Below are 23,755 nucleotides of genomic sequence, written 5' to 3'. Positions count from 1 at the left end.
ACCGCCGCCGCCTCAGCTCGACTCGCGAGGGATCGCCCGTGCACTCAGCAGGTCGTGACGCTCGGGCTCGCTCCCTGGGTTCTGCACCAGCCGGTCGACGAGATCGGCCAGCGGCTGCGCCGTCGCCAGTTCCATCCGCACACTGCTCAGCCGGGGCCTCAGCAGCCTGCCCAGCATCAGGTCCCCGGCTCCGATCACAGCGGTCTCGGCCGGCACCTCGATGCCCGCGTCCTGGAGCGCCCGCATCAGAAGCATCGCGTACTCGTCGTTGTACGCGAACACGGCGTCGAGTCCGAGCGTGTGCCACCTCGCGGCGAGGGCGGCGGCCGACTCCTCCTCGTACCGCAGGGGCAGCGGTTCGATACGGGCTCCGCCACCGGCGGCGGCTCGCCGGGCTCCGGCCAGCCGGGGTTCGGCGAACACGCCGACGCCCCGTTCCTCGGGCATGACCACTCCGATCCGGCGGCGGCCGCGCTCCAGAAGATGCACGGTGGCGCACCTGCCCACCTCCCGCTCGTCCATGACCAGGGCGTGGGCGCCGTCGACCGGCTGCGGCCCGAGGGTGATCACCGCCTTGGCCCCGGAACGGCGGAGCACGGCGATGCCCTGCGGGGTGAGGGCGATCCCGCAGGGTGCGACGACGGCGACGGGACGGAGCTCGGCCCAGGCACGGGCGGCCTCCTCGGCGTCCAGGCCCAGACTGCCGTGCCGGACCACGGTGTAGTCGAGGCGGCGCAGGCCGGACTCGAGCTGATGGAAGAAGTGGTGGTGAAGCGATCCGGCCGGATGGCCACCCGTGGGCAGCAGCACCATCCGGGTGTGTCCGGCGCGCAGACTACGGGCCGCCGCGTGCGGCACGTAGCCGAGTTCGCCGGCTGCTTCCCTCACCCGACGGCGGGTCGGATCACTGATCCGCACGGTCGAGTTGTTGTTGAGTACGTACGACACGGTGGCCCGGGAGACACCTGCGAGTCGCGCCACGTCGGCGCTCGTCGGGACCGGACCTTCGGAGGGCTGCTCGGGTAACTGGCTCATGGCGTCGGGCAGTCTTCCAGACCGGTCCTGCGTGGGTACGCTCCGGGGCATGGATGACTCGTCGATGGTGGGACTGCTCGGCCGGGTGACCGGAACGGTGGGGCCGGGGCTGGTCGGCGAGGTGATCGTACGGATCCGTGGCGGCGCCGAGCACTTCCTCGCGTACCCGTCCTCGTCGAAGGACCGCATGGAGCCGGGGACGGTGGTGACGGTGATCGACTATCTTCCCCCGCGCACGGTGTATGTGACGCGCGCATACGACAGTTGAGGTGCACGCACGGAACAGTTGAGTTGAGGTGTGTGACGCACAGGCGTCGGGTCCGCGCCAGTCAAGAATGCGGCAAGGTTTTGCACACCCCTTCTCCGTCGCCGCGCGCAGGAGAAGACTCCGTCTGTTCAGCAGTGCCGACGGGGCACTGCGATAAGGGGGCGCATGCCGATGGTCATCGGCGTCATGGCGGGGCTGGTTCTCGCCGCCATCATTGTGTTGATCGGCCTGTTCAAGCTGATGTGGCGAGTGGCCGAGCCGAACGAAGCACTGGTCATCTCGGGCTCCAAGCACAAGACCGAAGGTCTTGGGCAGGGCATGGGGTTCCGTATCGTCACCGGGCACGGCACGCTCGTCCTGCCCGGCGTGCAAGCGGTACGGAAGATGTCTCTCGACCTCAACGAGACGGAGCTGTCCGTCGATTGCGTCACCCATCAGGGGATTCCCCTTCGGGTGCGCGGTGTTGTCATCTTCAAGGTGGGCGACGACTTCGTGTCGATCGCCAATGCGGCCCGCCGTTTCCTCGACCAGCAGAAGATGATGGCGGAGCGGGTGCACAACGTGTTCGCCGGTCATCTCCGGTCCATCGTGGGCGGGTTGACGGTCGAGGACATGATCCGGGACCGGGAGAAGCTCACCGGTCAGACCCGGGCGGCGTGCGGCAGCGAGATGGAGAAGCTCGGGCTGATCGTCGATTCGCTGCAGATCCATGAGATCGAGGACCCGACCGGGTACATCAAGAATCTCGCCATGCCGCATGCCGCCGCCGTTCAGCGGGATGCCCGGATAGCGCAGGCCGAGGCCAACCGGCGGGCGACCGAGGCGGAACAGCAGGCCGCCGCCCGGATGTCGGAGGCGACCCGCGACAGCGAGATCCTGCAGGCCGGCTACCAGGCCGAACGCGACAAGGCCGCGGCCAAGTCGCGGCAGGCAGGTCCGCTCGCCGACGCAGCGGCCCGGCAGGAGGTCGTGGTCCAGGAGACCCGGGTCGCCGAGCTGGAGGCCCAGCGGCGCGAGCAACAGCTGCAGGTCGACGTACGGAAGCCCGCCGATGCCCAGGCGTACGAGAAGCGCACGCTGGCGGAGGGCGAGCGCGACGCCCGGATCTCGGCCGCCGAGGCGCATGCGAAGGAGACGGAGCTCGCCGCGATCGCCGAGGCCAACCGGGTGAAGACGGCGGCGATCGCCGAGGCCGAGGCGACCAAGGCACGTGGCGCCGCCGCCGCGTCGGCGACCCGCGCGACCGGTGAGGCGGAGGCAGCAGCGGCGCAGGCCAAGGGGCTCGCGCTGGCCGAGTCGACCCGGGCGAAGGGTCTGGCCGAGGCAGAGGCGATCAAGGCACGGGCCGCAGCGCTGGCCGAGAATCAGGAGGCCGTGGTCGCCCAGCAGTTGGCGGAGAAGTGGCCGGAGATCGTCGAGGCCGGCGCAGGCGCCTTCAGCAGCGTCGATCATATGGTGCTGCTGAACGGGGCCGACGGCATGTCGGAGATGTTCGCGAAGGCGCTGACGATGGGTGGTACGGGGCTGGGCCTGGCCCGCCAGCTGCTGTCCACGATGAGCCAGGGCGAGGGCCGGAGCAACGGCGGGACGGAGGCTGCGCCCCCGGTCAACGGTGTCGCGCCCGCTGTCCCGCCCACGCCGCGCAAGGAGCACATTCCGGTGACGGGTGGTCAGGAGGGCAGCACGCCCTCCTGACCGCTCGTGGCAGCGGTGGCCGGTGCTTGTCCGTCAACCACGGGCGAGTACCGGCCACAGCTGTGTGCTGTCCCGTCCGGGTCCCATCGAGCGGCACGGCGCGCCCGGTGCACTCCCCAGCGCATCCGCGTCGTCCTTCACGCTCCGCTGCGTGTTCGGTGGACCCGACTCCACGGAATGGGGTGTACACGTTCTACGGTGTCCGGATGACGATCCCTCACCGTTCAGTCGGCACATTCAGCATGACCAGCACCGACGGCTCGGCCGACTTTCCCGGCCGTTCCGGTCCGACCGCCACCGCAGAGGCCGACCCGCACGATGTGGGCCAGGTCCGCACCTCGTACGCGCCGGACCGTGACGGCGATCCCGACCCCGGCGAGATCGTGTGGACCTGGGTGCCGTTCGAGGAGAACGACGGCCGGGGCAAGGACCGCCCGGTGCTCGTGGTGGCCCGGGAGGCGACGGGCACGCTGCTCGCCGTGCAGCTCTCCAGCAAGCAGCACGACCGGGACCGCGAGTGGGTCGCCCTCGGCGCCGGACCGTGGGACAGCTCGGGCCGGCCGTCCTGGGTCGATCTGGACCGGGTGCTGCGGGTGCACGAGGACGGGATGCGCCGCGAGGCGTGCGCGCTGGACCGGGACCGGTTCGATCTGGTCGTCGGGCGGCTGCGGGAACGCTACGGCTGGAGCTGACCGACGGGACCGGGCCCACCGTCCGTGGCGGCCGACGTCGAGCCCTCCGGCTCGACACCGTCACGGTCGGCGCCCATGCCTCCAGCTCAACCTGACGGTTACGGTTGGCACCCGCCTCTCCGGCGCGACGTCACCTCAGAGTCGGTAGCCATACCCCCCGGCCCGACGTCAGCCGTCACGGTCGGTGCACACTCCTATGGCTCAACGTGACCGTTACGATTGGCCTCCACCCCTCCGGCCCAATGTCACGGTTGCGTCTGCGGCTCACGACCGAACGTCCGGGCGAACGCGTTACGGGTGGCCGCTGTCCGGCTGCGGTCGAGGATGCCGAAGACGATCTGCTCGAAGTGGCCGGCGAACCGGCCCCCGTCGGCGAGCAGCGCCCGGAACGCGCCGGCCACCTGCGCCGGATCGTTCATGAACACGCCGCAGCCCCAGGCGCCGAGCACGAGCCTGCGGTACCCGCGCACGGCGGCGACCTCCAGCACCCGCTCGGCACGGGACGCGAGCGCCGCAGGGATGCGGTGGGCGTCCTGGGGCGTCCGGCTGCGGATCACTCCGGCGTTGGGCGCCGGCGAGGTGAGGAAGCCGACGGTGTACGGGGTGTCCAGCAACCGCCCCCGGTCGTCACGGAACACCGGCACGCCGGGCGAGTGGATCACCCGATCGGTGTAGAAGGCGCTGCGTTCGGCCCGGTGGCGGGCGTAATAGTCGGGGGCCCGCAGCAGCGTGGCATACAGCGCGGAGCCGCGGCACAGGGCCTCCTCCTGGGCCTGCGCGCCGTTGAGGTAGCCGCCCCCGGGGTTACGGGCGGAGGCGTAGTTCAGGACGGCGATCCTGCCCGGCCCTTCGCCGGTCATCCGGTGCGCCGCCTGCAGGCTGCTCTCGCCGGTCACCTCGATGACCGCGGTGCGGTCGGTGTCGAGTGCGGCGACGGGCACCGGATCGGGCCCGTACAGCCGGGTCCCGGAGAGCGCGGCGGCCAGAGTGCGCTCAATACTGATCTCACGCCCCTCGGGCGTGCGGTAGAGCCCGGCTTCGACGATGGACTCGGTCTCTGTCGCGATGGCGCGCAGCCGTGCGCTCATCGGCACTCCCCCGTGTGATGCATACGGGGCATGATCGACGCTCCTGCGCTCCCTGCGCAACGGGATTATGTGCCGCGCAAGGGCACCCTTGTGCGATCTCCCCGCAACGGTTTGGGTGGTACGGACGTACCGAAAAAGGAGGCCCCGGCATGTCACCGGACGCACCCGTCGGCCACAGTCCGACCGATTACGACCGCCCCCTCGGTGAGGGCGAGGCTGAGGATTTACTGCGATGCATCTGCTTCAAGACCGGCCCGCCCCGGACGGTCGGTGTCGAGCTCGAATGGCTCATTCACGACCGTGACCGACCCCGTACCCCGGTCGCCCACGACCGCATCGACGCGGCCGTCGCCGCCGTGGGCGCGCTGCCGCTGAGCGCGGCGCTCACCTTCGAACCCGGCGGACAGCTGGAGCTCAGCTCACAGCCGGCGGACTCCCTGATGGCCTGTGTCGATGCCATGGCCACCGACCTGGCCGCCGTACGTGCCGCGCTCGGCCGGCTGGACCTCGTACCGGTCGGTCTCGGCGTCGATCCGTGGCATCCCCCACGTCGTCTGCTGCACGAGCCCCGCTACGACGCCTTGGAGGCCTCGCTGGACCGGTCGGGACCGGCGGGTCGCGCCATGATGTGCTCCACCGCGTCCGTCCAGGTCTGTCTGGACGCCGGCGAGGAGGAGCCGGGGCCGCTCGGCTACGGGCGGCGCTGGCAGCTGGCGCATCTGCTGGGTGCGGTGCTGGTGGCGGCGTTCGCCAACTCGCCGTACCGGGAGGGCCGGCCGACGGGATGGCGGTCCACCCGCCAGTCGCTGTGGGCCGACCTCGATCCGGTTCGGAGCCTGGCACCGCCGGGCCGTTTCGCCCCGCGCGACGACTGGGCCACACATGTGCTCGACGCCCCGGTGATGTGCATCCGGAGCGACGAGGCGCCGTGGGCCGTGCCGGTCGGTCTGACGTTCCGGGACTGGATCCGTACGGGTGCGCCGCGGCCGCCGACGCGCGCCGATCTCGAGTACCACATGACCACGCTGTTTCCGCCGGCTCGCCCGCGCGGACATCTCGAACTGCGCATGATCGACGCACAGTTCGGTGACGACGGATGGCTTGTGCCGCTCGCCGTCACCACTGCCCTGTTCGACGACCCGGAGGCTGCCGAGACCGTGTACCGCACCGTCAAACCTCTGGCCGAGATAGCAGGCGCGCGGTCCGCTCCGCGCAATCCTCTCTGGGTCGGCGCCGCCCGTGACGGCCTGGCCGACCCGGAACTGCGGGTGACAGCCGCGACCTGCTTCGAAGTGGCGCTGGAGGCTCTGCCCCGACTGGGTGCGTCCGAGGCAGTTCAACAGGCTGTGGCGGACTTCCACGACCGTTTCGTCGCCCGGGGCCGATGTCCGGCCGACGATCTGCCCGAACTGCTCGCGATGCCCTCGGTGCATGCGGTGCCCCCGGCGATCCGTCCGGAAGAGGGAAGGAAAGCCCGCTCATGACTGAATCCTCCGCAACCCCGACGCCCGATCTCGATACGGAGGCGCTCCGGCAGCGCGCTCTCGCGGCGCTCCTCACCGCCCGGGAACGCACCACGCTCCTCACCGACAGCGTCGACGACCGTGAACTGACGGCCCAGCACTCGCCGTTGATGTCGCCCCTGGTCTGGGACCTCGCGCACATCGGCAATCAGGAGGAGTTGTGGCTGCTGCGCGGAGTGGCCGGGCGGGAGGCGATGCGCCCCGAGATCGACGGGCTGTACGACGCCTTCGAGCATCCGCGGGCCAGCCGCCCCTCTCTTCCGCTGCTGCCGCCCGCCGAGGCCCGCTCGTATGCCGCGGAGGTGCGCGGCAGGGCCCTGGACGTCCTGGAGAGCACCACACTGATCGGTGACCGTCCGCTCGTGGAGGCCGGCTTCGCCTTCGGAATGATCGCCCAGCACGAGCAGCAGCACGACGAAACCATGCTGATCACCCATCAGTTGCGATCCGGTCCGGCCGTGCTCACCACACCGGAGCCGCCGCCACCCACCGACGCGGCCTCGCTGCCCGCCGAAGTCATGGTTCCCGGCGGCCCGTTCACCATGGGTACGTCGACCGAGCCGTGGGCGCTCGACAACGAACGCCCCGCCCATGTGCGTGAGGTGCCGGGGTATTTCATCGACACGGCTCCGGTCACCTGCGGCGCGTACGAACGCTTCATCGAGGACGGCGGCTACACCGATCAGCGCTGGTGGGCACCCGAGGGCTGGGCGATGGTCCGTGAGCACCGGCTGGCCGCTCCGCTGTTCTGGCACCGGGACGGAGGCCAGTGGCTGCGCCGCCGTTTCGGGGTGACCGAGCCGGTGCCCGCCGACGAGCCGGTGCTCCATGTCAGCTGGTACGAGGCGGACGCGTACGCCCGCTGGTCGGGGCGCAGGCTGCCCACCGAGGCCGAGTGGGAGAAGGCGGCGCGCCACGACCCTGGGTCAGGGCGTTCGCGGCGCTATCCGTGGGGCGACGAGGACCCGTCCCCCGAGCGGGCCAACCTGGGCCAGCGCCATCTGCGGCCCGCACCGGCCGGGGCGTATGCGGCGGGTCGGTCACCGCTCGGAGTACGGCAGTTGATCGGCGACGTGTGGGAGTGGACGTCGAGCGACTTCCTCGCCTATCCGGGCTTCTCGGCATTCCCCTACCGCGAGTACTCGGAGGTCTTCTTCGGGCCTGCCCACAAGGTGCTGCGCGGCGGCTCGTTCGCCGTGGACGCCGTGGCCTGCCGGGGCACGTTCCGGAACTGGGACCTTCCGGTGCGGCGCCAGATCTTCTCCGGATTCCGTACCGCGAGGGATCTCTGATGTGCCGCCATATTGCCTATCTGGGGCCGCCCGTGGCGCTCGGTGAGCTGCTGACCCGGCCGCCCCACGCGTTGGTCCGCCAGTCGTGGGAGCCACGCCGGCAGAAGTACGGAACGGTCAACGCGGACGGCTTCGGCGTGGGCTGGTATGCGGACGGCGACCCGATCCCAGGACGCTACCGGCGCCAGGGACCCATCTGGGCCGACCAGTCGTTCGACGATCTGGCCAGAGTCGTACGCAGCACGGCGCTGCTCGCCGCCGTCCGGGACGCCACCGAGAGGGACGCGGACGGTGAGGCCGCGGCTGCGCCGTTCGCCGCGGGGCGGCTGCTGTTCAGCCACAACGGCGCGGTGAAGGGCTGGCCCGGATCGCTGGCGCCGCTTGCCGCCACGCTGCCCCCGGCCGAACTCCTCGCCCTTGCCGCCCGCTGCGACTCGGCCCTGATCTGGGCGCTGGTGCAGCACCGGGTCGCGGATGGCGACGACGTGCCCCAGGCGGTCGCCGACACGGTGCGCGAGGTCGCGGAGGCGGCGCCCGGTTCGCGGCTGAATCTGCTGCTCACCGACGGTACGACGATCGTGGCCACGGCCTGGGGCGACACCCTGTGGTATCTGGCCGAGCCGGGCCACCGAACGGTCGTGGCCTCGGAACCCTACGACGACGATCCGCACTGGCGCGAGGTCCCCGACCGCACTCTGCTGGCCGCGACCCGCGCCGACGTTCTGCTCACCCCGCTCAAGGAGCCCACCGAGTGAGTCCCTTTCTGCTGACCCGCACCCTGCCGGTGGACGCGACGGACGCGGCGCTGCGCGCCGATGTGCTGCACGGCCTGACCCGGCACCCGAAGACGCTGCCGCCCAAATGGTTCTACGACGCGCACGGCAGCGAACTGTTCGAGGAGATCACCCGGCTCCCCGAGTACTACCCGACCCGCGCCGAGCGGGAGATCCTGGTCGCCCGCGCGCCGGAGATCGCCGCGGCATCCGGGGCGAAGACCCTGATCGAGCTGGGTTCCGGCTCGTCGGAGAAGACCCGGCATCTGCTGGACGCGCTGCCCGGACTGCACAGCTACGTGCCGGTGGACGTGAGCGAGAGCGCGCTGCGAGGCGCGGCCGAGGCGCTGCTCGTGGAACGGCCGGATCTCTCGGTCCACGCCCTGATCGCCGACTTCACGGGCGAGCTCGCCCTGCCCGACACTCCGGGACCGCGGCTGGTCGCGTTCCTGGGCGGCACGATCGGCAACCTGTTGCCGGACGAGCGGGCGGTGTTCCTGAAGTCCGTACGGTCGCTGCTCTCGCCGGGCGACGCGCTGCTGCTCGGCACGGATCTGGTGAAGGACGAGGAGGTGCTGGTCGCGGCGTACGACGATGCGGCCGGAGTGACGGCGGCGTTCAACAAGAACGTACTGACCGTCGTCGACCGGGAGCTGGGCGCGGACTTCGACCCGGCCGACTTCGACCATGTGGCGCTGTGGGACCGGCAGCAGGAGTGGATCGAGATGCGCCTGCGGGCCCGCAGAGCGCTGACGGTGAAGATCCCCGGGCTGGATCTGGTGGTTCCGTTCGAGGCCGGCGAGGACATGCGCACGGAGGTGTCGGCGAAGTTCCGCAAGGAGGGGATCCGTGGCGAGCTCGCCACGGCCGGGCTGAGGTTGACTCAGTGGTGGACGGATTCCGCGGACCGCTTCGCACTGTCGCTGGCAACGGCGGTCTGAGCGGCACCGGCGAGCACGCGGCGGCCGGGCAGCGTGCCCGCCGGGATCGGCGGCAGGACGCGGATCTCTGCGGTCAGCCCGGCCGCCGTGACCACACGCCACAGTGAGGCGGTGAGCGGATCGTCCCCGACGAAGGCGGCGGCGCCGGCGGCCGGCTCGCCCGGCCGCGCGGTGCGGTAGGTGATGCGTACCGGGCGGACATCGACGTGGGCGTCGAGCGCGGCCTGGAACGCGGCGGGCCGGAACCGGCCGCCGGTTCCGCGCCCGCACCAGGTGCTGCCTTCGGGGAACACCACCACCCGGGACCCGCCGCGCAGCGCCCCCGCGATGTCGCGCACCGTCGCGGGCAGCGCCCGCAGCCGGTCGCGCTCGACGAACAGCGTGCCGCCGAGGGCGGCGAGCGCGCCGAGCACCGGCCAGCGCCGGATCTCGCTCTTGGCGAGCATCCGGCCGGGGAGCACGGCGGCGACGAGCGGTATGTCCAGCCACGAGATGTGGTTCGCGACGACGAGCGCGCCGGCGTGCGCCTCTCCGGCCGGTGGCTGCGCTCGGCCGATCACCCGTACCCGTACGCCGAACGCCCGCACCACCCCGTATGCCCACCACCGGATCAACCGGTCGCGAGGTGCCTGGCCGAGCAGCAGCACGGCCGGGACGCACACCACGCCGACGAGGACGACGATGCATCCCGCCACCAGCAGGGCCGACGCCGCGAGCCGGCCGCGCACGGGGCCCGTGTGACCGGCGCAGGTGTGCGGGGTGCAGGGTGCCGTGGGCAGCCAGACGCTCATGTCAGCGGAGCGAGTGACAGGAAGTGGCGCAGATAGCGCGGGTCGGTGCGGCGCAGCGACAGGAGTACGTAGAGGTCGGCGACGTTGAAGTCCGGGTCGTGCGCGGGCGCCCCGCAGACCCAGGCACCGAGTCGCAGATAGCCGCGGAGGAGCGGCGGGAGGACGGCGAGCCCGGTGCGCGCGGTGGTCCGCCCGGCGGCGCCCACGGCTCCGGTGGGGCGGGTGACGGCGGTGGGCTGCCAGAGACGGTGCGGGGCGACCCAGTACTCCTCGGGGGCCAGGTACTTCGTCCGCACCGTCTCCCAGGAGTCGGCGGCCAGCACGCCGCCGTCGGCCAAGGAGATCGAGCAGCAGCCGGCCAGCCAGTTGTGCCCACTGCGCTCCATGTAGCGGGCCAGGCCCGCCCAGATGAGGGCGATGACGGCGCCGTCCCGGTGGGCCGGGTGGACGCAGGAGCGGCCGACCTCGATCAGGTCGTCGCGGATCGGGCCGAGGCGGCCGAGATCGAATTCGCTCTCCGCGTAGAGACGGCCGGCGATCCGGGCCCGCTCGGGCGGCAGGAGTCGGTACGTGGCGATGACGTCGCCGCTCGCCACCTCCCGTACCAGCAGGTGGTCGCAGTACGAGTCGAAGGCGTCGCTGTCCAGGCCGGGTTCGGGGCCGTCGAGGCGGGCGCCGAGTTCACCGGCGAAGACCTGGTGGCGCAGCCGCTGTGCGGCGCGCACGTCTTCCTGGCTGACGGCGAGGGAGACCCGGTAGAGCGGCGCGGCCGGACGGGCTGACGGGGCCAGGGCTTCGGACAGCGCCGGGGTGACCTGCACCGGGGCGGGCTGCTGCGGTACGGAGGGGACGGAGGTGAGTGGTCCGGCGACGAGCGGTGGAGTGGGCAGCGCGTTCATGACGGTCTCCGGGGACGGATCGGCAAGGGCGGCTGCCGGGCTGCCGCACTGCTGCGACGGCCCGGCCCCTTACTTCTTCCGTGACCGGCTGGATTCGACATGACCGCTGTGGAGAGCCTGGATGTGCGACGGCTGAATCCCGAGGTGCGGGGCGGCGGACCGGGCGCCCTGCCGTACACCGATCAAGCTGTCCCTCAGCTGCCCGCGAGCTGGGCGGTGATCCGTTCCGAGGCGGACTTGGCCTCCTCCAGCGGGTCGCCGCCCTGCAGGACAGCCGTCATGTACGGCTTGATGGGGTTGGCGGCCTCGACCGCCGCCCACTGGGGCGAGCTGGGGGTGGCATGCCCACGCCTGGCGCCCTCGGCCATCGCGGCGGTGCCCTCCTGGCCCTCGATGACATGGGCGAGGGTCGGCTTGTTGGGCACGTAACTCATGGTCCGGGCGAGGTCCTCCTGCCACTTCTCGCCCGCGAGCGCCGTGATCACGTCTATACCGGCGCTGCGCTCGGCCGCCTTCTCCGGAACGATCAGATCGGAACCGCCGGTGAATACGGAGCCGGGGTTCTTCACGGTCTTGCCGGGGATCGGGAAGTATCCGAGTCTCCCCTTGAGTTCGGGGTTCTTCTGCTCGATGAGCTTTGCGCTGCCCGGCACGGAGATGATCTGCGCGACATCGCCCTTGGCGAACACGTCGGTCTGCGGGGGCCTTTCCTCGTCGGCGTCCTTGGGACCTTTGCCGTACGACTGGAGTTCCTTGTAGAAGGCCATGCCCCTGAGTGCGGCGGGAGTGTCCAGGGCACCTTCCCATTCGCCACCGTTGTCGATGGCCAGCTCGCCGCCCTCGTCCCAGATGAACCCGGCGAGTACGTACCAGTTCTGGCCCGCGAGATACATGCCCTGGTTGCCCTTCCGATTGAGCACCCGGCTGTCCTCGATCCACTCCTGCCGGGTCTTCGGCGGGTTCTTGATGCCTGCCTGCTCGAAGAGGTCCTTGTTGTAGATCACCACACGGTTGGCCGCGTACCAGGGGATGCCGTACTGAATGCCCTCGATGCTGCCCGGGTCGGCCAGGCCGGGCAGCCAGTCCTCGCTGCCGAGGTCACGCATCGATTCGAGAGTGAGGTCGCGCAGACCGCCGCTCTCCGCGTACTGGGCGACCTGGGTGTTTCCGACTTCGATGACGTCCGGGGTGTCCTCGCCCTTGAGGGCCGCGGTGACCTTGGGGCCGATTCCACTCCAACTCTGAATCTTGAACTCCAGTTCGATGGAGGGGTGTTCGTCCTCGTACGACTTCGTGAAGCGGTCCAGAAAGTCGGCAGAAACACTGTCCTTCATCAGCCAGATCGTGACCTTCTTGTCGCCGGACCCACCCGATCCCGGGAGATAGCCGCAGCCACCCAGTACAACGGTGGACACGAGCGCGACGGCGCCGATGAGTACGCGGTTCTTCACAGGGGTCACCTTCTGCGAAACAGCACGACTGGTACAGGACCCGATGTGGGGGGACTGCGGGCGGTGCTCGCACGGGCGTGGCTGGATTTTGGTATGGACCAATCAATTTGGTCAAGACCAGTTCACGACACGTTCCCCACCCCGACCCCTCGCGTACCAGGGTCGGATGGGGCACCGTGGTAAGGACGAAAGGAGACACACGATGTCAAGCCACACCTATCGGGTCACCGAAATCGTAGGAACCTCCCACGAAGGGGTCGATGACGCCATCCGCAGGGGCGTCGCAAGGGCTTCGGAAACGTTGCACAACCTCGACTGGTTCGAGATCACCCAGGTGCGCGGGCAGATCGTGGATGGCCGGATCGAGCACTACCAGGTAGGCCTGAAGGTGGGCTTCCGGCTCGACGAGACCAGCTGAGCCGGCGCAACGCGCACAGCCGGGCCGGCCCGACGTGACGACCGGGCCGGCTCGACGGCGTCACGTACGCCCTTCGCGCTCCTGCGCGTCCCGCATCGAAGCCGAGGTCACAGCCCAGCGGGCCCGCACGACGGCGAACCCGGCCTGCTCGGCCGCATCACAGACCAGCTCGTCGTCATCGACCAGCATCCGCACGTCACGCTCCCGGCCCAGCCTCTTCAGGATCTCCAGCTTGGTGTGGCGGGCCGGCCGGCGGTCGTCGTTGCGGCGCATGTACACCCGCCCCTCGGGCAGGCCCTGTTCCTCCAGCCAGGCCACGGTGTCGCGGCGGCAGCGCTCGGGCCGTCCGGTGAGATATCTGATCTCGCACTCCTCGGCGCTGCTCAGCACCAGCCGTACGCCCTCGTCGAGCGGCGGATCGTCGACGGCGGCGGCGAAGAAGCCGCCCCAGTCACGCCGGGCTCCTTCCAGGAAATGCTGCCGGTGGCCGCTGTCCGCGAGCGTGCCGTCCAGGTCGAATACGGCCAGCGGCCGGGCGTCGTCCATCACGCCTCCAGTGTCCTGGGCGCCGAACAACGCGTCCACACCTCCGGACTCCCAGGTCACTTCGCACGGCCTGCGGCAGGCCTCTTCCCGGGCCCGGCCACCATCGACGCCTAGGATCGTGCTGTTTGCCCTCAGGTGTCATCCCCGTCCCGATCCGTACGGAGCCCCGCGCGCATGCCCACCCCTCACGATCGGTACGTCCGGGTGCGCGGCGCCCGCGAGAACAATCTGCAGGACGTCCGGGTCGACATCCCGCGCGACACCCTCACCGTCTTCACGGGCGTCTCCGGCTCGGGGAAGTCCTCGCTCGCCTTCGGGACGATCTACGCCGAGGCTCAGCGCCGCTACTTCGAGTCCGTCGCCCCGTACGCCCGCCGGCTGATCCACCAGGTCGGCGCGCCCAAGGTCGGCGAGATCACCGGGCTGCCGCCCGCGGTCTCCCTGGAGCAGCGCCGGTCCGCGCCCGGCGCCCGGTCCTCCGTGGGCACGGTCACCACGCTGTCCAACTCGCTGCGGATGCTGTTCTCGCGCGCCGGGGAGTATCCTGCGGGCGCCGAACGGCTGGACTCCGACGCGTTCTCGCCGAACACCGCCGCCGGGGCCTGCCCCGAGTGTCACGGCCTGGGCCTGATCCATCGCACCACGGAGGAGCTGCTCGTCCCCGACCCGTCGCTGTCGATCCGCGACGGTGCGATCGCGGCCTGGCCGGGCGCCTGGCAGGGCAAGAACCTGCGCGATGTGCTGGACACGCTGGGGTACGACATCGGCCGGCCGTGGCGGGAGCTGGACGCGAAGGACCGGGAATGGATCCTCTTCACCGACGAGCAGCCGGTGGTGACGGTCCATCCGGTGCGTGACGCCGGCCGGATCCAGCGCCCCTACCAGGGCACGTACATGAGCGCGCGGCGCTACGTGATGCACACCTTCGCGGACTCCAGGAGCCGCACCCTGCGGGCCAAGGCCGAACGCTTCCTGACCGGTGTCCCCTGCCCGGTGTGCGGCGGCAGCCGGCTGCGCCCGGAGGCGATGGCCGTCACCTTCGCGGGCCGTACGATCGCCGAGCTGGCCGCACTTCCCCTCGCGGATCTCGCCGAGGTGCTGTCGGCCGCGGGCGGCGACGACACCGCGCGGGTGCTGACGGCGGATCTGCTGGCCCGGATCGAGACGGTGACCGAGCTCGGCCTCGGCTATCTCGGCCTCGACCGTACGGCTCCGACGCTCTCCTCCGGCGAGCTGCAGCGACTGCGGCTCGCCACGCAGCTGCGGTCGGGGCTGTTCGGGGTCGTCTATGTGCTGGACGAGCCGTCGGCCGGTCTGCACCCGGCGGACACCGAGTCGCTGCTCGCGGTCCTCGGGCGGCTGAAGGAGGCCGGGAACTCGGTCTTCGTCGTGGAGCACCAGATGGATGTGGTGCGGCAGGCGGACTGGCTGGTCGACGTGGGGCCGCTGGCCGGCGAGCACGGGGGCAGGGTGCTGCACAGCGGACCCCCGGCCGGGCTCGCGGACGTGCAGGAGTCTGCGACGCGACGGTTCCTCTTCGACGGGGGTCCGGTGCCGGCACGGGAGCCGCGTACGCCCTCCGGGTGGCTGGAGCTGATCGGTGTGGACCGGCACAATGTGCGCGGAGTCGACGCCGCGTTCCCGCTCGGGGTGTTCACGGCGGTCACCGGTGTCTCCGGCTCGGGCAAATCGACGCTGGTCGGCCAGGTGCTCGCCGGGGCCCTCGCTGACCGACAGGCTTCCCCGACCGCCGATCTCCCCGCCGAGCGGCCCGTGCCGGGGTGCGCATCGGCGCTGGGGCTGGAGGCGGTGGACCGTCTCGTCCAGGTCGACCAGCGGCCGATCGGCCGTACCCCGCGCTCCAACCTGGCTACCTACACCGGGCTTTTCGATGTCGTACGGAAGCTGTTCACCGCGACCGACGTGGCGCGCGAGCGCGGCTACCGGGCGGGGCGGTTCTCGTTCAATGTGGCGAGCGGGCGGTGCGAGACCTGCCAGGGCGAGGGGTTCGTCTCCGTCGAGCTGCTCTTTCTGCCGAGCACGTATGCGCCCTGCCCGGACTGTCATGGTGCGCGGTACAACCCGCAGACGCTGGAGGTGACTCTGCGCGGGCTGAACATTGCGCAGGTGCTGGACCTGACGGTGGAGTCGGCGGCCGGCTTCTTCGCGGGGACGCCCGCCGCCGAGCGCAGTCTGCGGACGCTGCTCGATGTCGGACTCGGCTATCTGCGGCTGGGGCAGCCGGCGACGGAGCTGTCCGGTGGTGAGGCGCAGCGGATCAAGCTGGCCTCCGAGTTGCAGCGCACCCGCCGCGGCCACACCCTGTATCTGCTCGACGAGCCGACCACGGGTCTGCATCCGGCCGATGTCGAGGTGCTGATGCGGCAGTTGCACGGGCTGGTCGACGGGGGCAGCACGGTGGTGGTCGTGGAGCACGACATGGCGGTCGTCGCGGGCGCCGACTGGGTGATCGACCTCGGTCCGGGCGGCGGGGACCGGGGCGGCCGGATCGTCGCCGCCGGACCGCCGACGGAGGTGGCGGGTGCGGCGGACAGCCGGACGGCACCGTACCTGTCGGCGGCGCTACGACTGGGCTGAGCCTTCGCCCTCCGGTCCGGGAGCGGGCGGCTCCCGGACCGGAATGACGGCGAGACTCTAGCGGTGTACCTTGCGGGTCGCTCGCAGCCACTCCTTGTTCATGGCCGAGATGGACGGCAGCGGGATGCCCTTCGGGCAGGCCGTGGCACACTCCCCGGTGAGCGTGCAGCCGCCGAAGCCCTCGCTGTCCATCTGGTCGACCATGTCGAGCACCCGCGTCTCGCGCTCGGGGGCGCCCTGCGGCAGGACGTTGAGGTGGTTGATCTTCGCCGAGGTGAAGAGCATCGCCGAGCCGTTGGGGCAGGCCGCCACGCAGGCGCCGCAGCCGATGCACTCGGCGTGCTCGAACGCGAAGTCGGCGTCGGGCTTGGGCACAGGGGTGGCGTGGGCGTCGGGTGCGGTGCCGGTCGGGGCGGAGATGTAGCCGCCCGCCTGGATGATCCGGTCGAAGGCCGAGCGGTCCACGACCAGGTCCTTGACGACCGGGAAGGCCGAGGCGCGCCACGGTTCGATGTCGATCGTGTCGCCGTCCTGGAACGACCGCATGTGGAGCTGGCAGGTGGTCGTGCGTTCCGGGCCGTGGGCGTCACCGTTGATGACGAGGCTGCAGGCGCCGCAGATGCCTTCACGGCAGTCGTGGTCGAAGGCGACGGGATCGTCTCCGGCGAGGATGAGCTCCTCGTTGAGGGTGTCGAGCATTTCCAGGAACGACATGTCCTGCGAGATGCCGTCCACCTGGTAGGTGGACATGGCGCCGGGGGCGTCGGCGTTCTTCTGGCGCCAGACGCGCAGGGTGAGCTTCATGCGTAGCTCCGCTGAGTGGGGTGGACGTACTCGAAAACGAGGTCTTCCTTGTGCAGGACGGGGGCTTCGCCGGTGGCGCTGAACTCCCACGCGGCGGCGTACGAGAACTCCTCGTCCCGGCGGGCGGCTTCGCCGTCCGGGGTCTGCGACTCCTCGCGGAAGTGGCCTCCGCAGGACTCGGCGCGGTGCAGGGCGTCGAGGCACATGAGCTCGGCGAGCTCCAGGTAGTCGACGATGCGGTTGGCCTTCTCGAGGGACTGGTTGAATTCGTCACCGGTGCCGGGGACCTTGATGCGACGCCAGAACTCCTCGCGGATCTGCGGGATCCGGTCGAGTGCCTTGCGCAGCCCGGTCTCGGTGCGGGCCATGCCGCAGTACTCCCACATGAGTTCGCCGATCTCCCGGTGGAAGGAGTCGGGAGTGCGGTCGCCGTCGACGGCGAGCAGCAGGTTCAGCCGGTCCTCGGTCTCCGCGAGGGCCTCTTCCACGGCCGGGTGCGAGGCGTCGACCTCGTCGTGGTGCGGGTTGCGGGCCAGGTAGTCGTTGATGGTCGACGGCAGGACGAAGTAGCCGTCGGCGAGCCCCTGCATCAGCGCCGAGGCGCCGAGCCGGTTGGCCCCGTGGTCGGAGAAGTTGGCCTCGCCGATCGCGAACAGGCCGGGGATCGTGGTCTGGAGGTCGTAGTCGACCCAAAGTCCGCCCATCGTGTAGTGCACGGCGGGGTAGATCCGCATCGGGGTCTCGTAGGGATTCTCCGCGGTGATCCGCGCGTACATGTCGAAGAGGTTGCCGTACTTCTCCTCCACCTTGGCCCTGCCCATCCGCTGGATGGCCTCCGCGAAGTCGAGGTAGACGCCCTGTCCGCCGGGGCCGACGCCGCGGCCCTCGTCGCAGACGTTCTTCGCGGCGCGCGAGGCGATGTCACGCGGTACGAGGTTGCCGAAGGCCGGGTAGATGCGCTCCAGGTAGTAGTCGCGCTCGTCCTCGGGGATCTCGTTGGCCGGCCGGTTGTCGCCCTTGGCCTTCGGGACCCAGATCCGGCCGTCGTTGCGCAGTGACTCGCTCATCAGCGTCAGCTTGGACTGGTGGTCGCCGGTGCGCGGAATGCAGGTGGGGTGGATCTGGGTGAAGCACGGGTTGGCGAAGTACGCGCCGCGCCGGTGGGCGCGCCAGATAGCGGTGGCGTTGGAGTTCATGGCATTCGTCGACAGGTAGAAGACGTTGCCGTAGCCGCCGCTGGCCAGCACGACCGCGTCGGCGAAGTACGTGTCGATCTTCCCGGTGACCAGGTCGCGGACGACGATGCCACGTGCCTTGCCGTCGACGATGATCAGGTCGAGCATCTCGGTCCGTGCGTGCAGCTCGACGTTGCCCGCGGCGATCTGACGCGACAGCGCCTGGTAGGCACCGAGGAGGAGCTGCTGCCCGGTCTGGCCGCGGGCGTAGAACGTACGGGAGACCTGGACGCCGCCGAAGGAGCGGTTGTCGAGCAGACCGCCGTACTCGCGGGCGAAGGGAACGCCCTGGGCGACGCACTGGTCGATGATCTCGACGGAGATCTGGGCGAGCCGGTGGACGTTGGACTCGCGGGCGCGGAAGTCGCCGCCCTTGACCGTGTCGTAGAAGAGCCGGTGGATCGAGTCGCCGTCGTTGCGGTAGTTCTTCGCGGCGTTGATTCCGCCCTGGGCGGCGACGGAGTGGGCGCGGCGGGGCGAGTCCTGGAAGCAGAACTGGACGACGTGGTAACCCTGTTCGGCCAGCGTCGCCCCCGCCGAGCCGCCGGCCAGGCCGGTGCCGACGACGATGACGGTGTGCTTGCGCCGGTTGGCCGGGTTGACGAGCTTGGCCTCGAAGCGGCGGGTGTCCCAACGTTCGGCGACGGGGCCCTTGGGGGCCTTGGTGTCGACGACGGGTGCACCGGTCTCGTAGTGCGAGTAGTCGATCATGTCAGCTCACGACTCCGGTCATGACGGCGACGGGTACGGAGATGAAGCCCACCGTCAGCACCAGTGCGAGGACGTTGGCGATGGTCTTGAGAACACGGTCGCGGGTCGCTCTGCCCGCGCCGAGGGTCTGTGCGGCGCTCCAGAAGCCGTGCTGGACATGGAGTCCGAGGGCGAGCATGGCGACGATGTAGATGACGTTGCCGTACCAGGTGGAGAAGGTGTCGATGACGTTCTGGTACGGATGCCCGGACTGGAAGCCGCCGGAGTGCACGGTGCCCGTGGTCAGGTCGAGGATGTGCCAGACGATGAACAGGGCGAGGATGATCCCGCCCCAGCGCATGGTGCGGGTGGCATAGCTCGCGCGAGCCCTCTTGTGGACGTACTTGCTGGGGCGCGCCCTGATGTCGCGACGGCTCAGCTGGTACGCGGAGGTGGCGTGCAGCACGACGGCGGCGACGAGCACCACCCGGACGATCCACAGGGCCCACTCGTAGTGCAGGAAGGGCTCGCCCAAGGTCCGCAGCCAGTGGGCGTAGTGGTTGAAGTCGCCGGACCCGAAGAAGATCTTCAGGTTGCCCGCCATGTGAACGACCAAGTAGAGGAGCATGATCAGGCCGCTCACGGCCATGATCGCCTTCTTGCCGACGGACGAGTCCCAGAGCGTGCGCGTCATGGACGGTCGTCGGTCCGTCCGGGTTGCCAATGCCATGCACACGACGCTAGGACGGAAGGGCCTCATCAGTCCAAGACATGGCATGGCTCATATCCATAGGCATGGCCTATCGCGAGGTTTATGCTGCGTGTATGCAATTCCAGCAGCTCACGTATTTCGTGGCCGTCGCCGAGGCGCGGCATTTCACCCGTGCCGCGGAGGAGGTGCATGTCTCCCAGCCGTCGCTCTCCCAGCAGATCAGGGCCCTGGAGAACGAGCTGGGAGCGGAACTGTTCAGCCGGGCCCGCGGCAACATCACGCTCACCGACGCGGGCGAGGCGCTGCTGCCGCTCGCCCGCCGGATCCTGGCGGACGCCGACACCGCCCGCCACGAGGTGCAGGAGCTGGCCCAGCTGCGCCGGGGCCGGGTCAGGCTCGGCGCGACGCCGAGCCTCTGCACAGGACTGCTGCCCGACGTGCTGCGTGCCTTCCACGACCGGCATCCGGGGATCCAACTGCTGCTGGAGGAGGGCGGCTCGCACGACCTCGTACGGGAGCTGGCCCGCGGCGCGCTCGATCTCGCACTTGTGGTGCTGCCGCTGCCTGCCGCGTCTCCGGCGCTGACGACGGTGGAGCTGCTCCAGGAGGACCTGGTGGTGGTGTCGGCGGCGGAGGCTCCGCGGCCCGGGAGGGGCGGCAGCGTACGGATCGCGCATCTGGAGGGCGAGCCGTTGGTGATGTTCCGGCACGGCTACGACCTGCGGGAACTGACGGTGGCTGCCTGCCGGGCGGAGGGCTTCGAGCCGTCGTTCACGGTGGAGGGCGGCGAGATGGACGCGGTGCTCGGGTTCGTACGGGCGGGGCTCGGGGTGGCGGTGGTGCCGAGCATGGTGGCGACGCGGGCGGGGCACGATCTGCGGACGACGCCGTTGGCCCCGCCGGGGTTGCGGCGCACCATCGCGCTGGCGCACCGCAGTGACGTGGCGCCGCCACGGGCGGCGCGGGAGCTGCAGAAGGTGCTGCTGGCCAGCCGGCCGGACCGGGATCAGCGCACCGGACGGGATTGATTGCCCCCGGACCGTGTTCGGCTGCGGGCGCCCGACGGGCTTGGTTCCGGCCTTCGCCGGCGGTTGCCGGACGGGGTGATCAAGCCCGTCCGGCGGTTGAGGACGGAACCGGTGCCCCGTCTCCCCGTTCAGACCGCGTCGGCCAGCAGCAAGGAGTGGATCCGGTCCGGCGCACCGGGCCGCGCGTAGTACCACCCCTGCGCCGTGTCGCAGCCCAGCTTCCGCAGCTGCTCCGCCTGGGCGCCCGTCTCCACGCCCTCCACCGTCACTGCCAGGTCCAGGCTGTGCGCCAGCGACACGATCCCCTCGACGATCTTCAGGTCGACCGGGTCCGCCGGATGCTGCTGCATGCCCTGGGTGAAGGAACGATCCAGCTTGAGCACGCTCACCGGCAGCCGGCGCAGATTCGCCAGGTTCGAGTACCCCGTGCCGAAGTCGTCGAGCGCTATGTCGACGCCCATTTCGGCCAGTTGGCGCAGCGGCTTCAGCAGATCGTCGTCCGCCCCGATGAGCGCGGACTCGGTGACCTCCAGGCAGAGCGCCCCCGGCTCCAGGCCCGAACGCTCCAGGACATCGACCGTCTCGGCAACCAGTTGCGGGTGGTGCAGCTGGGTCGGCGACAGGTTGACGTTGATCCGCAGCGGGCCGCCGTCGCTGTGCCGCTCCTGCCAGAACTTGGCCTGCCGTACGGACTCCTCCAGCACCCAGCGCCCGAGCGGCACGATCAGCCCGGTGTGCTCGGCGAGCGGGATGAACCGGTCCGGGCCGAGTACCCCGTGCTGCGGGTGGCACCAGCGCACCAGGGCCTCCGCACCGTGCACCGTACCGTCACCGAGATGCACGAGCGGCTGGTACTCAATGAAGAACTCCCCGCGTTCCAGGGCGGCGGGCAGTGCGGTGGTGAGCCCGTGCCGGGTGATGGCGCGGGCGTCCGCCTCGGCGTCGGCGAGCTCGAAACGGTTGCCGCCCGCCGACTTGGCCCGGTACATCGTGATGTCGGCGCTGCGCAGCACTTCGGCAGCGGTGCGTTCGCCCGCCGGTCCCTCGACGACGCCGATGGAGCCACGCACCGTCAGTTCCCGACCGTCGAGCCGGATCGGGCCGGCGAGTACGCCGAGGATCCGGCCGGCCAGCTCGTCGACCTCCTCCTCGGTGCCGGGCCCGGTGGTCAGTGCCACGAACTCGTCACCGCCGAGCCGCGCCACCATTTCCCCCGGCGCGGTCGCACAGCTCTGCAGCCGGTCGGCGACCTCGACGAGCAGCCGGTCCCCCGCCGCGTGGCCCAGGCTGTCGTTGATCGCCTTGAAACCGTCGAGGTCGAGGTAGCAGAGCCCGAAGCGGCTGCCGTCGGCGGCGGACAGCGCCTTCTCCAGCCGCTCGAAGAACAGCGTCCGGTTGGGCAGCCCGGTGAGCGCGTCGTGGGTGGCCTCGTAGCGCAGTCGCAGATTGAGCAGCCGGCGCTCCGTGGTGTCCTCCATCAGCGCCAGCTGGTACTCCGGCCGTCCCTCGGAGTCGCGGAGCAGCGACACCGTGAGGTTGGTCCACAGCACGGTGCCGTCGTTGCGGTAGAACGGCTTCTCCACCCGGTAGTGCTCGCGCTCGCCGCGTACCAGCTCGTCGTAGTACTTCCACACGTACGGCGAGTCCTCGGGGTGGACCCACTCGTTGACCTTGTGGCTGCGGACATGGTGGTCGAGACCGCCGAACATCCGGGTCAGGGTGTCGTTGACCTCCAGCACATTGCCTTCCAGGTCCGCGATCCCGATGCCGATGGCGGCGTCCTTGAAGACGGCACGGAAGCGCGCCTCCGTGGCGTGCAGGGCCTGTTCGGCGTTGGAGCGGGCGGTCAGCGCCGAGCGGGCGATGGCCTCCTGCTCGGCAAGGGTCCGTTCGCGCAGCGCCTGGGTGAAGCCGCCCGCGAGGGCGTGCTGCATCCGGGCGCAGCGGGCCCGGCTGTCCTCGGTCGACAGCGCCACCGGGCCATTGCCGCCGCAGTAGAGCACCAGGTACGAGTCGACGACGCCGAGCGTGGAGCTGAGCACCTCCGGGTCCGTGCAGTGCGCGTCGACGAGCGCGGCCCCCACCTTGTTCGCGGCCGCCGCTTCGAAGGGCCGGGCGTGCAGGATGTCACTCAGTCTGCGGGCCAGCGGCAGCAGGTGTTGCTCGAACTCCGGACGGGTCATGGAGGTGGCCGTCGACGGGAAGGTGGCCCGGCTCCAGATCGTCGCGAATCTTCGGAGCCGGTCCTCGGGACCGTCGGGCTCCGCGTCCGGTGCGTCGGACGCCTGGGCGGGAATGCTCACGCCTTGCGTCCCACTCCGGCGAAGCCCGAGAACGCATACGGGTCTTCCTGCTCCTGCGCCACGGAGGTGTCGGGACGCCACTCCGGCATCGCCACGAGACCGGGCTCGACCATCTCGTAACCGTCGAAGAACCTGACGACCTCGTCGCGCGATCGCATGATCAGCGGGTTACGGATGTTCCGGTAGACGCCGACCGCACCCCCCGCCTCCTCCTGGGTGAGCGGAATGCCCTCGTACGAGGCGTGGGTGATGATGATGAGGCTGCCGGGCGCGAGCCCCTCGCACAGTTCGGCGACGGCCGCCTGCGGGTCGTCGGCGTCCTCGATGAAGTGGAGGACGGCTACGAGGAGCAGCGCCACCGGACGGTCCATATCGAGGAGTTCGGTGATCTCGCGGCTCTTCAGGATCTCCTGCGGGCGCCGCAGATCGGCGGTGACGATCACCGCCCGGTCGTTGCCCTCGAGTACGGCCTGGCTGTGCGCGACCGCAACGGGGTCGTGGTCGACGTACGCGACTCGGGCCTCGGGGTCGGCCGCCTGGGCGATTTCGTGGACATTGCCGAAGGTCGGTATACCGGAACCTATGTCGAGGAACTGAGTGATGCCCTCACTCACGGCGTGACGCACGGCCCTGCGCATAAAGGCGCGATTGGCCTGCATGATCTTGGGAAGTCCCGGCATGAACTCCATGGCCTTGCGGGCCGCTTCCCGGTCCACCTCGAAATTGTGCGATCCGCCCAGATAGAAGTCATACATGCGTGACACGCTCGGCACCGAAATGTCAATGCCCTGGGGTGCCCAGGCGGGACGCTCCATCGATGTCTCCAACAAGTCGCCACGGCGATCCGGCCATGTTCATGGTCAGTGTGGACCAGAGGCTACTGATCGACCGCCAGGAGAGCGAGCGGAAACGGAAATTAGCGGTCCGTTATTGGTCACACACCAGTGGCATGTGCAACCGGCCCGTCGCTAAG

The 23,755-nt window shown here is 70.2% G+C and carries 21 protein-coding genes; 10 read left to right on the top strand and 11 right to left on the bottom strand.

Annotated elements, in window-relative coordinates:
* Positions 1-12 precede the first annotated feature (12 nt).
* Positions 13-1,035, bottom strand: coding sequence for a LacI family DNA-binding transcriptional regulator (locus OHA03_RS37275; RefSeq protein ID WP_267008449.1), 1,023 nt, complete (start codon positions 1,033-1,035; stop codon positions 13-15).
* Positions 1,036-1,084: 49 nt separating this feature from the next.
* Between OHA03_RS37275 and OHA03_RS37270 the strand changes: the two genes are divergently transcribed.
* From OHA03_RS37270 to OHA03_RS37260, 3 genes are all read left to right on the top strand, one after another.
* Positions 1,085-1,303 carry a hypothetical protein gene (locus tag OHA03_RS37270; protein WP_267008448.1) on the top strand — a complete coding sequence of 73 codons (219 nt, stop codon included), beginning with the start codon at positions 1,085-1,087 and terminating at the stop codon, positions 1,301-1,303.
* A gap of 165 nt (positions 1,304-1,468) precedes the next feature.
* A complete protein-coding gene (locus OHA03_RS37265; RefSeq protein WP_267008447.1) occupies positions 1,469-2,998 on the top strand; it encodes a flotillin family protein in 1,530 nt (509 codons plus the stop codon).
* A gap of 242 nt (positions 2,999-3,240) precedes the next feature.
* The gene (locus OHA03_RS37260; RefSeq protein ID WP_267008446.1) at positions 3,241-3,690 is read left to right on the top strand and encodes a type II toxin-antitoxin system PemK/MazF family toxin; all 450 of its coding nucleotides are present in this window, start codon (positions 3,241-3,243) and stop codon (positions 3,688-3,690) included.
* 245 nt (positions 3,691-3,935) lie between these two features.
* On the opposite strand, the gene OHA03_RS37255 is transcribed toward OHA03_RS37260, so the two are convergent.
* A complete protein-coding gene (locus tag OHA03_RS37255; protein WP_267008445.1) occupies positions 3,936-4,778 on the bottom strand; it encodes a TIGR02452 family protein in 843 nt (280 codons plus the stop codon).
* Between the two features lie 149 nt (positions 4,779-4,927).
* Here OHA03_RS37255 and egtA point away from each other — a divergent pair, with 149 nt between their 5' ends.
* Genes egtA through egtD form a run of 4 tightly spaced genes read left to right on the top strand, consistent with a single transcriptional unit; the run spans position 4,928 to position 9,307 of the window.
* Positions 4,928-6,262 (top strand): ergothioneine biosynthesis glutamate--cysteine ligase EgtA, encoded by a 1,335-nt coding sequence (gene egtA, locus OHA03_RS37250; protein WP_267008444.1) that lies wholly within the window; start codon positions 4,928-4,930, stop codon positions 6,260-6,262.
* On the top strand, positions 6,259-7,593 hold the full coding sequence (gene egtB, locus OHA03_RS37245; RefSeq protein ID WP_267008443.1) for an ergothioneine biosynthesis protein EgtB: 1,335 nt from the start codon (positions 6,259-6,261) through the stop codon (positions 7,591-7,593). Before egtA ends, egtB begins: the two co-directional genes overlap by 4 nt.
* Entirely contained in the window at positions 7,593-8,348 is a 756-nt protein-coding gene (egtC, locus tag OHA03_RS37240) for an ergothioneine biosynthesis protein EgtC (protein ID WP_267008442.1), read from the top strand. The genes egtB and egtC overlap by 1 nt, the downstream gene beginning before the upstream one ends.
* Entirely contained in the window at positions 8,345-9,307 is a 963-nt protein-coding gene (gene egtD / locus OHA03_RS37235) for an L-histidine N(alpha)-methyltransferase (protein ID WP_267008441.1), read from the top strand. The genes egtC and egtD overlap by 4 nt, the downstream gene beginning before the upstream one ends.
* On the opposite strand, the gene OHA03_RS37230 is transcribed toward egtD, so the two are convergent.
* From OHA03_RS37230 to OHA03_RS37220, 3 genes are all read right to left on the bottom strand, one after another.
* Positions 9,250-10,098 carry a 1-acyl-sn-glycerol-3-phosphate acyltransferase gene (locus OHA03_RS37230; protein WP_267008440.1) on the bottom strand — a complete coding sequence of 283 codons (849 nt, stop codon included), beginning with the start codon at positions 10,096-10,098 and terminating at the stop codon, positions 9,250-9,252. The genes egtD and OHA03_RS37230 overlap by 58 nt on opposite strands.
* A complete protein-coding gene (locus OHA03_RS37225) occupies positions 10,095-10,997 on the bottom strand; it encodes a GNAT family N-acetyltransferase (RefSeq protein WP_267008439.1) in 903 nt (300 codons plus the stop codon). The genes OHA03_RS37230 and OHA03_RS37225 overlap by 4 nt, the downstream gene beginning before the upstream one ends.
* Before the next feature lie 194 nt (positions 10,998-11,191).
* Positions 11,192-12,448, bottom strand: a complete 1,257-nt coding sequence (locus OHA03_RS37220) for an extracellular solute-binding protein (protein ID WP_267008438.1) — start codon at positions 12,446-12,448, stop codon at positions 11,192-11,194.
* Positions 12,449-12,650: 202 nt separating this feature from the next.
* Here OHA03_RS37220 and OHA03_RS37215 point away from each other — a divergent pair, with 202 nt between their 5' ends.
* Positions 12,651-12,866, top strand: coding sequence for a dodecin (locus tag OHA03_RS37215; RefSeq protein WP_030933957.1), 216 nt, complete (start codon positions 12,651-12,653; stop codon positions 12,864-12,866).
* Between the two features lie 60 nt (positions 12,867-12,926).
* Here OHA03_RS37215 and OHA03_RS37210 read toward each other — a convergent pair whose 3' ends face one another.
* Complete coding sequence (locus tag OHA03_RS37210) at positions 12,927-13,415, bottom strand: hypothetical protein (protein WP_267009603.1); 489 nt, start codon at positions 13,413-13,415, stop codon at positions 12,927-12,929.
* Between the two features lie 171 nt (positions 13,416-13,586).
* Between OHA03_RS37210 and OHA03_RS37205 the strand changes: the two genes are divergently transcribed.
* Positions 13,587-16,010, top strand: a complete 2,424-nt coding sequence (locus OHA03_RS37205) for an excinuclease ABC subunit UvrA (RefSeq protein ID WP_267008437.1) — start codon at positions 13,587-13,589, stop codon at positions 16,008-16,010.
* A gap of 57 nt (positions 16,011-16,067) precedes the next feature.
* Here OHA03_RS37205 and OHA03_RS37200 read toward each other — a convergent pair whose 3' ends face one another.
* From OHA03_RS37200 to OHA03_RS37190, 3 genes are read right to left on the bottom strand one after another with little or no spacing between them, the layout of a single operon-like run.
* Positions 16,068-16,814, bottom strand: coding sequence for a succinate dehydrogenase/fumarate reductase iron-sulfur subunit (locus OHA03_RS37200; RefSeq protein WP_267008436.1), 747 nt, complete (start codon positions 16,812-16,814; stop codon positions 16,068-16,070).
* Complete coding sequence (locus OHA03_RS37195; protein WP_267008435.1) at positions 16,811-18,760, bottom strand: fumarate reductase/succinate dehydrogenase flavoprotein subunit; 1,950 nt, start codon at positions 18,758-18,760, stop codon at positions 16,811-16,813. The genes OHA03_RS37200 and OHA03_RS37195 overlap by 4 nt, the downstream gene beginning before the upstream one ends.
* 1 nt (position 18,761) lies before the next feature.
* Positions 18,762-19,469, bottom strand: a complete 708-nt coding sequence (locus OHA03_RS37190; protein WP_267008434.1) for a succinate dehydrogenase — start codon at positions 19,467-19,469, stop codon at positions 18,762-18,764.
* 95 nt (positions 19,470-19,564) lie between these two features.
* On the opposite strand from OHA03_RS37190, the gene OHA03_RS37185 reads away from it, so the two are divergent.
* Positions 19,565-20,479 (top strand): LysR family transcriptional regulator, encoded by a 915-nt coding sequence (locus OHA03_RS37185; RefSeq protein WP_267008433.1) that lies wholly within the window; start codon positions 19,565-19,567, stop codon positions 20,477-20,479.
* Between the two features lie 128 nt (positions 20,480-20,607).
* On the opposite strand, the gene OHA03_RS37180 is transcribed toward OHA03_RS37185, so the two are convergent.
* Together OHA03_RS37180 and OHA03_RS37175 are read right to left on the bottom strand one after the other, a co-directional pair.
* Positions 20,608-22,782, bottom strand: coding sequence for a bifunctional diguanylate cyclase/phosphodiesterase (locus OHA03_RS37180; protein WP_267008432.1), 2,175 nt, complete (start codon positions 22,780-22,782; stop codon positions 20,608-20,610).
* The gene (locus OHA03_RS37175) at positions 22,779-23,597 is read right to left on the bottom strand and encodes an SAM-dependent methyltransferase (RefSeq protein WP_267008431.1); all 819 of its coding nucleotides are present in this window, start codon (positions 23,595-23,597) and stop codon (positions 22,779-22,781) included. Before OHA03_RS37175 ends, OHA03_RS37180 begins: the two co-directional genes overlap by 4 nt.
* Positions 23,598-23,755 lie beyond the last annotated feature (158 nt).

The organism is Streptomyces sp. NBC_00154 (assembly GCF_026342835.1).
Taxonomy (GTDB): domain Bacteria; phylum Actinomycetota; class Actinomycetes; order Streptomycetales; family Streptomycetaceae; genus Streptomyces.
The sequence above is the reverse complement of the archived record's forward strand: the minus strand, read 5'-3'. Positions and strand labels throughout refer to the sequence as shown.

Excerpts from the sequence above, each read along its gene's own strand:
- OHA03_RS37275 (WP_267008449.1), bottom strand. The coding sequence starts at position 1,035 with ATGAGCCAGTTACCCGAGCAGCCCTCCGAAGGTCCGGTCCCGACGAGC.
- OHA03_RS37270 (WP_267008448.1), top strand. The coding sequence starts at position 1,085 with ATGGATGACTCGTCGATGGTGGGACTGCTCGGCCGGGTGACCGGAACG.
- OHA03_RS37265 (WP_267008447.1), top strand. The coding sequence starts at position 1,469 with ATGCCGATGGTCATCGGCGTCATGGCGGGGCTGGTTCTCGCCGCCATC.
- OHA03_RS37260 (WP_267008446.1), top strand. The coding sequence starts at position 3,241 with ATGACCAGCACCGACGGCTCGGCCGACTTTCCCGGCCGTTCCGGTCCG.
- OHA03_RS37255 (WP_267008445.1), bottom strand. The coding sequence starts at position 4,778 with ATGAGCGCACGGCTGCGCGCCATCGCGACAGAGACCGAGTCCATCGTC.
- egtA (WP_267008444.1), top strand. The coding sequence starts at position 4,928 with ATGTCACCGGACGCACCCGTCGGCCACAGTCCGACCGATTACGACCGC.
- egtB (WP_267008443.1), top strand. The coding sequence starts at position 6,259 with ATGACTGAATCCTCCGCAACCCCGACGCCCGATCTCGATACGGAGGCG.
- egtC (WP_267008442.1), top strand. The coding sequence starts at position 7,593 with ATGTGCCGCCATATTGCCTATCTGGGGCCGCCCGTGGCGCTCGGTGAG.
- OHA03_RS37230 (WP_267008440.1), bottom strand. The coding sequence starts at position 10,098 with ATGAGCGTCTGGCTGCCCACGGCACCCTGCACCCCGCACACCTGCGCC.
- OHA03_RS37225 (WP_267008439.1), bottom strand. The coding sequence starts at position 10,997 with ATGAACGCGCTGCCCACTCCACCGCTCGTCGCCGGACCACTCACCTCC.
- OHA03_RS37215 (WP_030933957.1), top strand. The coding sequence starts at position 12,651 with ATGTCAAGCCACACCTATCGGGTCACCGAAATCGTAGGAACCTCCCAC.
- OHA03_RS37205 (WP_267008437.1), top strand. The coding sequence starts at position 13,587 with ATGCCCACCCCTCACGATCGGTACGTCCGGGTGCGCGGCGCCCGCGAG.
- OHA03_RS37200 (WP_267008436.1), bottom strand. The coding sequence starts at position 16,814 with ATGAAGCTCACCCTGCGCGTCTGGCGCCAGAAGAACGCCGACGCCCCC.
- OHA03_RS37195 (WP_267008435.1), bottom strand. The coding sequence starts at position 18,760 with ATGATCGACTACTCGCACTACGAGACCGGTGCACCCGTCGTCGACACC.
- OHA03_RS37190 (WP_267008434.1), bottom strand. The coding sequence starts at position 19,469 with ATGGCATTGGCAACCCGGACGGACCGACGACCGTCCATGACGCGCACG.
- OHA03_RS37185 (WP_267008433.1), top strand. The coding sequence starts at position 19,565 with ATGCAATTCCAGCAGCTCACGTATTTCGTGGCCGTCGCCGAGGCGCGG.
- OHA03_RS37175 (WP_267008431.1), bottom strand. The coding sequence starts at position 23,597 with ATGGAGCGTCCCGCCTGGGCACCCCAGGGCATTGACATTTCGGTGCCG.